This window comes from Sphingobium sp. R-21 (assembly GCF_049913335.1).
GTDB lineage: Bacteria > Pseudomonadota > Alphaproteobacteria > Sphingomonadales > Sphingomonadaceae > Sphingobium.
In genome coordinates this window covers 2,475,629-2,485,000 of record NZ_CP184374.1, presented here as the reverse complement: position 1 = coordinate 2,485,000, position 9,372 = coordinate 2,475,629, and the positions used below count along the sequence as shown (strand labels likewise).

Here is a 9,372-nt window from a genome sequence, read left to right as displayed (position 1 = left end):
AGGGATGACGCGCAAACAAGGCCTTGATGATCCAGAGATCGCCAGGATCGCATGGGGACGATACCGGCGGCTCATGGGATGGATGACGCTGGGCGGTGCGCTGTGCGTGGGCGCGGCGCTGCTTTTGCTGCATATGTGGGCCGGTCCCATGCCGATCCACATGATCATCGCGACAGTATTGGGCGTCTGGTTGACGTTCATGCTGGGCACCGGCCTGATGGCCCTGGCGTTTCTGTCCAGCGGAACGGGGCATGACGAACAGGTGATTGACCGGATGAAAGAAGAGGGGCCAACCGATGACTGACGAAAGAGGCGAAGTGGTGTTGCGGGTGGTGCCTCACATCACCGACATCAATGCCAATGGGCATATTTTCGGCGGTTGGGTGCTCAGCCAGATGGACATAGCGGGCGGCATCGTCGCCACGCGAATCGCACAAGGGCCCGTCGCAACGGTAGCGATTGAGAGCATGACCTTCATCGCCCCGATCCTGCTGGGGGATATCGTATCGGTCTATGCCCAGGAGGAAAGGCGGGGGCGGACGTCCGTCGCCATCCGCATCGACGTCATCGCGACGCGGGGACGACAGGGAATGAAGGTCGAACTGACGAGCGGACTGTTCACCTTCGTCGCCCTGGATGGAAATCACCGGCCGCGTCCGCTGCCGGCCTGATCTCCAAGGCTGCACCGGAAGCAAAAGGGGGACAGCGCGACGGCACTGTCCCCCTTTTTGGTCTCATTTCCGCCCGATCAGGCAGGAGCGAGCCTTATTCGGCCGCCTCCGCCGCGGGCCGGGCACGGCGGGTCCGCTTGCGCGGTGTTTCCGCAGCAGGCTCCGCATCATTGTCGGCGCGAGCGATCGAGGGCGGCAAAACCGCCAGATCCAAACCGCCCTGGCCTTCTTCCTTTGCCGCCGCCTTGCGGGGGCGACCGCGACGCGCGCGCGGCGCCTCTGCCTCGGGCTGCGGTTCAGAAGCGGGTTCAGCCGCGCGGAACGGTTCAGGCGCCACTTCCGGCTGCCGCTGTTCCACGCTTTCCTCGAACGGCGCTTCTTCTACCGATGGACGCTCCCGGCGCCGTTCGTTGCGGTCGTTCCGGTCGTTGCGTTCATTGCGATCGCGGCGACCCCGGTCGTTCCGCCCCTCGCGATAATCGCGCTGCTCGTCCCGACGGCGATCGAAATCCTGCCCGCGGTCGCTCGCCTGATCGGCGCGCATATCCTCGCCCGCTTCCTCGCCGACATCGAAATCGTCGAAACCATCGTCGAAATTATCGTCCCGGGGACGGAACCGCTGCTGCTGCTCCTCCTGACGGGCGCGATTGTCGGCCAGCACGCGGAAATAATGGTCGGCAAATTGCAGATAATATTCCGCATTCACCCGATCGCCCGTCATCTGGGCATCGCGCGCCATATTCCTGTATTTTTCAAGAAGCTGGGCCGCATTGCCGCGAGCGCGGTTGTCGATCCGGTTGCCACTGTCACCGCCGCCCCGATTGCCACCGTTGGGCCGGCCATTATTGTTGTTCCGGCCGCGATTCCGGCGACCGGCCTGCCTGTTGTTGATCAAGAGCTGATCCTTGCGTTCACTTTGCCATCATTCACGGAAAAACACTGTTCTGTCGCCATCCTTCAACACGGCCTGGCCATCAGGCCGGATAAGGCTCCGCCAGGCAGGGGCCGAGCGATCGGCCTATGCCCTTGACCTGCCAGAGGCGCTTGCGCAGCAGCGCCATCGTGACTTTGAAGGAGCGGGAAAACGGCCTTTTCTTGTCGCGGCCCCACGGGGCAGATCCTCAGGATAGTGCCGTCCCTAAGCTCCATGTAGTGGCTTCCCGGCCATAAACCAAGCAATTTTCGCTTGTGCCGGCGCAAATCCTTTGCGCGGTCAGGCGGATCGCCCCAGGGTCGCGACCAGGCAGCGGTCATGGCCGGCCAGATCGTGGCGGACCGCAACGCTAAGTCCTTGATCAGCAAGCAGGGCAGAGACGCTGTGCCGCTGATCATAGCCGATCTCGATCGCGGCCATCCCGTCCCGCGCCAGCAGCCGGGGCAGCATCGGCGCGATCCGGCGATAGTCGTCCAGACCCTCCGCGCCCGCGAAAAGCGCGCTTTCAGGTTCATGCAGGACATCGCCCGACAGCGCGACGTCGCGGGCGATATAGGGCGGATTGATGAGGATCAGGTCGAACGGGCCGTCCATTCCCTCCGCCCAGTCACCCTGGCGGAAATCGGCCCGTGGGCTGAGGCCCAGATTGTCGGCATTGCACCTGGCAACCGCCAGCGCAGCGGGAGAAATGTCGATGCCCACGCCGCTTGCCTGCGGCCATTGGCTGAGCGCGGCGAGCAGCAGCGCACCGGAGCCGGTACCGAGATCAAGAATGCGGGCGGGGCTTCGCGCGCCGAAATGCCCGATCGCGGCCTCGATCAGCGTCTCGCTGTCGGGGCGCGGGATGAGGACATCGGGCGTGACGTGCAGGCTGATCGTCCAGAAATCGCGCACCCCGGTGATATAGGCGATCGGTTCGCCGGTCAGCCGCCGCTGGAGCAGCAATTCGAAAGCGGGTGGGACGCTGAGGTCGCGCTGCCGCATCAGCAGTTCGTTGCGATCGATCTCCAGCGCGTGGGCCAGAAGCAGTTCGGCATCGAGCCGCGGGGTGGCGCTGATGGAGGAGAGGCGCTCGGTTGCTTCTCGCAGGGCGGGGGCAGCCCCCATGTTCGTCATTTCCACGATCGCGGGAAAAACGCATGTCGCTTGGCGGAGCGCAGCGTCACGCCACGCCGTCCAACTGGGCGAGACGCGCGGCTTCATCCTCTGCCACCAGGGCGTCGATGACCTCCGACAGGCCCGGTCCTTCCAGGATTTCCGGCAAGCGGTGCAGTGTCAGGTTGATGCGGTGGTCCGTCACCCGTCCCTGCGGGAAATTATAGGTGCGGATGCGTTCGGAACGGTCGCCGGAACCGACCATCGCCTTGCGCGCGCCGGCCTGTTCGCTCTGGGCGCGTTCACGCTCCATCTCGTATAGGCGGGCGCGCAGCACCTGCATCGCCTTCGCCTTGTTCTTGTGCTGGGACCGCTCGTCCTGCTGCGTCACGACGATGCCGGAGGGCAAGTGCGTGATCCGCACTGCGGAATCGGTGGTGTTGACGTGCTGGCCGCCCGCGCCCGATGCGCGATAGATGTCGATCTTGAGGTCACCGTCAGCGATCTGGACGTCGACATCTTCCGGTTCCGGCAGCACGGCGACGGTCGCGGCCGAGGTGTGGATGCGCCCGCCGCTTTCGGTGGCGGGGACGCGCTGGACGCGGTGGACGCCGCTTTCGAATTTCAGCTTGGCGAACACGCCGATGCCGGTGACGCTGGCAACCACTTCCTTGAACCCCCCGACTTCGGAGGCGTTGGCGGAGATCATCTCCATCTTCCAGCCCTGCGCGTCGGCATAGCGCTGATACATGCGGAACAGGTCGCCCGCGAACAGCGCGGCTTCGTCTCCGCCAGTGCCTGCGCGGATTTCCAGCATGGCCGGACGGGCGTCGGCGGCATCCCTGGGCAGAAGCTGGAGCGCAAGGGCACGCTCGGCGTCGGGAAGCTTGCCCTTGATGAGCTGCATCTCCTCCTGCGCCATTTCGCGCATCAGCGGATCGGCGTCCGCATCCTCGCCGCCCGCCATATATTCAAGCGCGCTCAATTCCTGGCGCAGGCGACGGACCTCATGGGCAGCCTTGGCCACCGGCTCGATCTCGGCATATTCCTTGGACAGCCGCACGAACTCTTCCGGTGCGAGGTCGGCACGCGTCATCGACGCCTGCACCTCGTCCCGGCGCGCCTCGATCTGCGCGATGCGTTCGGCGGAGATGTGCATCAGAGCGCCGTCAGCTTCCCTATCAGGGCGTCCAAGGCAACGGCTTCCTGCTCGCCTGTGCCGAGATTGCGTAAAGCCGCCTCGCCCCGCGCCAGTTCATCATCGCCCAGAATCACGGCCCAGGCCGCACCCGATGCATTGGCCCGCTGCATCCGCTTCTTCATATTGCCGCGATAGCCCATGTCGCACGCGACGCCGGCGCGGCGCAGATCCGCAATGATGCCGGTGGCCCTGATCTCCGCGGCTTCGCCCATGGGGATGACCGCGACGGCCGGTCCGGCGATCTCCGGCGCATCCACCAGCATAGCCAGCCGCTCGATCCCCGCCGCCCATCCGACCGCCGGGGTCGAGGGGCCACCGAGATTCTCGATCAGCCCGTCATAGCGCCCGCCGCCCAGCACCGTGCCCTGCGCACCAAGACGATCGGTGATGAATTCAAACGCGGTATGACGGTAATAATCGAGGCCGCGCACCAGCCGGGCATTGCGCTCCCACGCCACGCCTGCCGCGTCGAGGCCCGCCGTCACCTTCTCGAAGAAGCTGCGCGCTTCGTCGGTCAGATAGGCGTCGATGTCCGGCGCGCTGTCCGCCACCGGCCGGTCGCGAGGATCCTTGCTGTCGAGGATGCGCAGCGGATTACGGTGCAGGCGATCGATGCTCTCTTCCGACAATTCGCCGCGATGCGCCTCGAAATGGGCGATCAGCGCGGCGCGCCAGGCTTCACGGCTCGGCCCGTCGCCGAGCGTGTTGAGATTGAGCGTCACGCCTTCCGACACGCCCAGCTCACGCAGCAACTGGTCGGCCAGCACCAGCAGTTCCACGTCCGCGCCCGGCTCGCCTGCGCCGATGATCTCCGCATCAAGCTGGTGGAACTGGCGGAACCGGCCCTTTTGCGGGCGTTCGTAACGGAACAGCGGACCGTGGGTCGCCACTTTAAGCGGCGCATATTGCTGCCAGCCTTCGGTGATATAGGCGCGGGAGATGCCGGCCGTGAATTCGGGGCGCAGCGTGATGCTGTCGCCGCCGCGATCCTCGAACGTGTACATTTCCTTGGAAACGACGTCCGTGCTTTCGCCCAGAGAGCGGGCGAACACCGCCGTCGATTCGAACACGGGCACTTCCACCCGCTGGAAGCCGTAGAGCCTGCGTACCCGGTCGAAGGTCGCGACCACATGGGCGAAACGTTCCTGGAACGCTTCGCTCGTGCCGCCCAGCATGTCCTGCGTGCCGCGCACCGGATTAGGGGTCTTTGGGCGCGGGGTTTCGATCTTGGCCATGGGGCAGCGCCTTTAACGATAAAGACGCATCAAGGAAACGCGCTTTTTTGTCGTAAAATATGTCAAGTAGAGTTGGGGGTGGACGAGAGCGGAATGGCTCGCCATTCTGTTGTTATACGGTCGTTCGACCGAGCGCTTTTTCGGAGATGTTCATGATCCGCAGCCTTGCTGCCGCCCTTTTCCTTTCCACGGCGATCGCAACCCCGCTCATCGCGCAGGATGCGATCCGCTCCAAACCCACGGCGCTGCCGGTCGACAATGCCGCGCCGACGCCCAAAGATGCGCCCTATCCGGGCGGCGCCATCCGGCTGGAGGTCGACGCCACCGACACGGTGCAGCGCATCTTCCGCGTCAAGGAAACCATCCCCGTCGTCCAGGGCGGGCCCATGACGTTGTTGATGCCGCAATGGCTGCCCGGCAATCACGCGCCGCGCGGGCAGATCGAGAAGCTGGACGGCCTCAGCTTCACCGCCGACGGCAAGCCGCTGGCATGGAAGCGCGACCCGCTCAACGTCTTCGGCTTCGTGATCGACGTTCCGCAGGGGACGAAACAGGTCGTCGCCTCCTTCCAGTTCCTTTCCGCCACCCAGCCCAATCAGGGCCGCGTCGTCGTCACGCCCAAGATGCTCAACATTCAGTGGGAGTCGGTGTCGCTCTATCCGGCGGGTTATTATACCCGCCAGATCCCGATCCAGGCGACCGTCACCTATCCCGATGGCTGGCAGGCAGCGACCGCGCTGCGCGGCAGGAAGACCGGATCGACCGTCGCCTATGAGACGATCGATTATGAAGCCTTGCAGGATTCGCCGGTGTTCGCCGGCCTCTATTTCAAGCCCGTCGACCTTGGCCATAATGTGACGCTCAACATCGTCGCGGACGATGCCGACGAGCTGGATGCCAAGCCCGACCAGATCGCCAAGCACAAGAAGCTGGTCGATGAAGCGGGCGCCCTTTTCGGTACCTATCATTTCGACCATTATGACTTCCTGTTCGCCATCACCGACGAAATGGGCGGCATCGGGCTGGAGCATCACCGCTCCTCCGAAAATCAGGTGGAACCGGGCTATTTCAAGAAATGGGGCGATGGCGATGCGCTGCTGGACCGCAACCTGCTGCCGCATGAATTCACCCATAGCTGGGACGGCAAGTTCCGCCGCCCCGACCTGCTGTGGACGCCCGATTTCAACGTGCCGATGCAGGACAATCTGCTCTGGGTCTATGAAGGGCAGACGCAATTCTGGGGCTATGTGCTCGGCGCCCGTTCGGGTCTGTTCAGCAAGCAGGAAACGCTCGACGCCTATGCCCATATCGCGGCCAGGCTGGACACGGCGCGGGGCCGCGAATGGCGGCCGATGGAAGACACCACCCATGACCCCATCATCTCCGCCCGGCGTCCCAAGGGTTGGTCGAGCTGGCAACGGTCGGAGGATTATTACAATGAGGGCCTGATGATCTGGCTGGAGGCGGACGCGATCATCCGCCAGCAGACCAGGGGCGCCAGGGGCCTCGACGATTTCGCCAGGGCTTTTTTCGGCATCAATCCCGGCGACTGGGGGCAGGTCGTCTATAATCGCGGGGATGTGATCAAGACGCTCAACGCGGTCGCGCCCTATGACTGGGCCGGTTTCTTCCAGAAATATGTCGACAGCACCACCAGGGAAACGCCCAAGGGCGGCTTCACCCTGGGCGGTTACAAGCTGGTCTATGGCGACACGCCGGGCGCCATCACGAAGGCGGCCGAAGGGTCGGGCAAGTTCACCGACCAGAGCTTCGGCATCGGCCTGATCGTCAAGAATGACGGGGAGATCAGCAATGTCGTCTGGGACAGCCCGGCCTTCAAGGCAGGCCTTGCCATCGGTTCCAGGATCGTCGCGATCAATGGCGACGAATATTCGGGCGACGTTTTCAAGGCGGCGATCAAGGCCGGAAAGCCGCTGCAGATCATACTTAAGCAGGACAAATATTATCGCACTTTGACCCTCGCATATTCAGGCGGCCTGCGCTATCCGCGCCTCGAAAAGACAGGAGAGGGTGAAGGCAGCCTGGACCGGCTGCTGAAACCGAAAACATAATCACCCGTAGCGCCAACGCGTATCGAAAAAGGCTTGAAGTCCCATGAATATCGAACTGATCCCGGTCGGCGACGATCCGCCCAACAGCCTGAATGTCATCATCGAGGTTCCGGTCGGCGGCGAGCCCGTCAAATATGAGTTCGACAAGGCTTCCGGCGCGCTGTTCGTGGACCGCATCCTGCATACGCCGATGCGCTATCCGGCCAATTACGGCTTCGTGCCGCACACCCTGTCGCCCGACGGCGATCCGCTGGACGCGCTGGTCATCGCCCGCTCGCCCTTCGTGCCCGGCTCGGTCGTGCGCGCCCGTCCCATCGCCGTGCTGAACCTGGAAGATGAAGCCGGCGGTGACGAGAAGCTGGTCTGCGTGCCCGACAACAAGACTTTTCCCTATTACCACAATGTGGGTGAAAAGGACGATCTGCCCGGCATCGTGATGGAGCAGATCGAACATTTCTTCACCCACTACAAGGATCTGGAAAAGCAGAAATGGGTGCGGATCGGCACCTGGGGCGGCGCGGAAGACGCCCGCCGCATCACGCTGGAGGCGATTGAACGCTACAAGGCGGGCAAATAAGCCGACTGGCTGCAGCTTCTGCGAAAAAAGGGCCGCGCGGACATTCCGCGCGGCCCTTTTTCCATATGTCCAGGGGAGGCGGTGATCTCAGGTCAGATGAGCCGATCCGCCTCCAGCGCGGCGGCCACCGAATCACGACCGCGCGGCGTGCGGGCATGAAGCCGCGCATCGGCTTCGGCCAACCGCTCCACGCCCATCGTCAACTGCTCCTCCGGCAGGGTGAAGGGCAGGCGCAGAAAGCGCTCGAATGCCCCGCTCACGCCAAAGCGCGGCCCCGGCGCGACACGCACCCCGTGGCTCTCGGCAATGGCGGCCAGCGCCGTCGCCTCCCCCCGCGGCAGTTCCGCCCATAGCGACAGGCCGCCGGCGGGGGATTCGGCACGCCAATGCGGCAGGTGCCGCTCGATCAGAGCCAGCAGATGGTCCCGGCGTCCGCGCAGCATCGCCGCCCGTGGACCAAGTCCTTCATCACCGTCGATCAAATGCGCGACGGCAAGCTGTTCCACCACCGGGCTGGCCATGTCCATCGTCGTGCGCAGGCGGCCCAGCGCCGCCACGGTCTGAGGATCGGCGCGAATCCACCCGACGCGCAATCCACCCCAGAAGATCTTGCTGGCAGAGCCCAGGGTGATGACCTGCCGTCCCGAAGGATCATGCACGGCGACCGGCGGCGGCGGCATATTGTCCAGGCCCATTGCCGCCATGGTCTCGTCGATGATCAGCGGCATGTGGCTGCGCGTCGCCGCCGCCACCAATGCGCGGCGGGTGGCCGGGTCCATGCTGCGCCCGGTCGGATTGTGGAAATCCGCGATGATATAGGCGAAACGCGGGCTGGTCTGGCGAAAGGCCGCCTCCATCGCGTCGATGTCCCATCCCTGCGCCGGCAGGCCGACCGGCACCGGCACGACATGGGCGCGCTGCAGGGCCTGGATCGCATTATGATAGGTTGGATGGTCGATCACCGCCCGGTCCCCCGGCCCCGCCAGCCAGTGCAGCAGCAGCGAAAGTCCCTGCTGTGCACCATTGGTGACGATGATCTGGTCGGGACTGGTCGGGCATCCGCGCCGCTCATAATAGGCCGCGATCGCCCGGCGCAACGGCGGCAGGCCCAAAGGATCATAGCCCAGTTCGCCCAGAAAGGCGGGCAAGGCCTCCACCGCCAATTGACAGGCGCGACCAACGCCAGGCGCAGCCGGCAGTGCGGCATGGGTCCAGTTCAGTATATCCACACCATCGGTCAGTTCGATCTCCGGCAGGGCCTGTTCCATCCGGCCGGGCGGCAGGCGCGTGACGCTCCCCGATCCCTGCCGGCTTTCAAGGAAGCCCTCGTCGCGGAGCCGGTCGAAGGCGGCGGCAATGGTCGTGCGGCTCAGCCCCAGCGCGGCGGCCAGTTCCCGTTCGCCGGGAAGACGGACGTTCAGGCCGACGCGCCCGTCCAGCACCAGCATCCGCAGCGCCTGCGCCAATTGGCGATAGGCCGGTTCGGCGCTGCCCTCTGCACGCCAGGCACCCAGCAGGCGAAGCAGGGAAGGGGGCCGCAGAAGAGAAGTGGACATGGCAAAGGCTTCCGATCCAGAGAACGAAGAG

Annotated in this window: 9 protein-coding genes; 4 read left to right on the top strand and 5 right to left on the bottom strand. The window is 64.5% G+C overall.

Features of this window, described 5'->3' with window-relative positions; all coding sequences use genetic code 11:
• Nucleotides 1–4 precede the first annotated feature (4 nt).
• Together ACN9MX_RS11880 and ACN9MX_RS11875 are read left to right on the top strand one after the other, a co-directional pair.
• Entirely contained in the window at nucleotides 5–304 is a 300-nt protein-coding gene (locus ACN9MX_RS11880) for a hypothetical protein (RefSeq protein WP_363827272.1), read from the top strand.
• Nucleotides 297–671 (top strand): acyl-CoA thioesterase, encoded by a 375-nt coding sequence (locus ACN9MX_RS11875; protein ID WP_133654519.1) that lies wholly within the window; start codon nucleotides 297–299, stop codon nucleotides 669–671. The genes ACN9MX_RS11880 and ACN9MX_RS11875 overlap by 8 nt, the downstream gene beginning before the upstream one ends.
• 94 nt (nucleotides 672–765) lie before the next feature.
• On the opposite strand, the gene ACN9MX_RS11870 is transcribed toward ACN9MX_RS11875, so the two are convergent.
• From ACN9MX_RS11870 to hisS, 4 genes are all read right to left on the bottom strand, one after another.
• Nucleotides 766–1,566, bottom strand: a complete 801-nt coding sequence (locus tag ACN9MX_RS11870) for a DUF4167 domain-containing protein (protein ID WP_363756444.1) — start codon at nucleotides 1,564–1,566, stop codon at nucleotides 766–768.
• 318 nt (nucleotides 1,567–1,884) lie between these two features.
• The gene (prmC, locus tag ACN9MX_RS11865) at nucleotides 1,885–2,712 is read right to left on the bottom strand and encodes a peptide chain release factor N(5)-glutamine methyltransferase (RefSeq protein ID WP_363827269.1); all 828 of its coding nucleotides are present in this window, start codon (nucleotides 2,710–2,712) and stop codon (nucleotides 1,885–1,887) included.
• A gap of 55 nt (nucleotides 2,713–2,767) precedes the next feature.
• On the bottom strand, nucleotides 2,768–3,859 hold the full coding sequence (gene prfA, locus ACN9MX_RS11860) for a peptide chain release factor 1 (protein ID WP_414714632.1): 1,092 nt from the start codon (nucleotides 3,857–3,859) through the stop codon (nucleotides 2,768–2,770).
• The gene (gene hisS, locus ACN9MX_RS11855; RefSeq protein ID WP_363827266.1) at nucleotides 3,859–5,136 is read right to left on the bottom strand and encodes a histidine--tRNA ligase; all 1,278 of its coding nucleotides are present in this window, start codon (nucleotides 5,134–5,136) and stop codon (nucleotides 3,859–3,861) included. The genes prfA and hisS overlap by 1 nt, the downstream gene beginning before the upstream one ends.
• A 152-nt stretch (nucleotides 5,137–5,288) precedes the next feature.
• Between hisS and ACN9MX_RS11850 the strand changes: the two genes are divergently transcribed.
• On the top strand, nucleotides 5,289–7,208 hold the full coding sequence (locus ACN9MX_RS11850; protein ID WP_363827263.1) for a M61 family metallopeptidase: 1,920 nt from the start codon (nucleotides 5,289–5,291) through the stop codon (nucleotides 7,206–7,208).
• 43 nt (nucleotides 7,209–7,251) lie between these two features.
• Complete coding sequence (gene ppa / locus ACN9MX_RS11845) at nucleotides 7,252–7,785, top strand: inorganic diphosphatase (protein WP_363739777.1); 534 nt, start codon at nucleotides 7,252–7,254, stop codon at nucleotides 7,783–7,785.
• A gap of 92 nt (nucleotides 7,786–7,877) precedes the next feature.
• On the opposite strand, the gene ACN9MX_RS11840 is transcribed toward ppa, so the two are convergent.
• Nucleotides 7,878–9,341 (bottom strand): PLP-dependent aminotransferase family protein, encoded by a 1,464-nt coding sequence (locus ACN9MX_RS11840; protein ID WP_363756446.1) that lies wholly within the window; start codon nucleotides 9,339–9,341, stop codon nucleotides 7,878–7,880.
• Nucleotides 9,342–9,372: the final 31 nt, after the last annotated feature.

Bases quoted from the DNA above. Each gene is read 5' to 3' on its own strand.
- ACN9MX_RS11880 (WP_363827272.1), top strand. From the start codon at position 5: ATGACGCGCAAACAAGGCCTTGATGATCCAGAGATCGCCAGGATCGCA.
- ACN9MX_RS11875 (WP_133654519.1), top strand. From the start codon at position 297: ATGACTGACGAAAGAGGCGAAGTGGTGTTGCGGGTGGTGCCTCACATC.
- prmC (WP_363827269.1), bottom strand. From the start codon at position 2,712: ATGGGGGCTGCCCCCGCCCTGCGAGAAGCAACCGAGCGCCTCTCCTCC.
- prfA (WP_414714632.1), bottom strand. From the start codon at position 3,859: ATGCACATCTCCGCCGAACGCATCGCGCAGATCGAGGCGCGCCGGGAC.
- hisS (WP_363827266.1), bottom strand. From the start codon at position 5,136: ATGGCCAAGATCGAAACCCCGCGCCCAAAGACCCCTAATCCGGTGCGC.
- ACN9MX_RS11850 (WP_363827263.1), top strand. From the start codon at position 5,289: ATGATCCGCAGCCTTGCTGCCGCCCTTTTCCTTTCCACGGCGATCGCA.
- ppa (WP_363739777.1), top strand. From the start codon at position 7,252: ATGAATATCGAACTGATCCCGGTCGGCGACGATCCGCCCAACAGCCTG.
- ACN9MX_RS11840 (WP_363756446.1), bottom strand. From the start codon at position 9,341: ATGTCCACTTCTCTTCTGCGGCCCCCTTCCCTGCTTCGCCTGCTGGGT.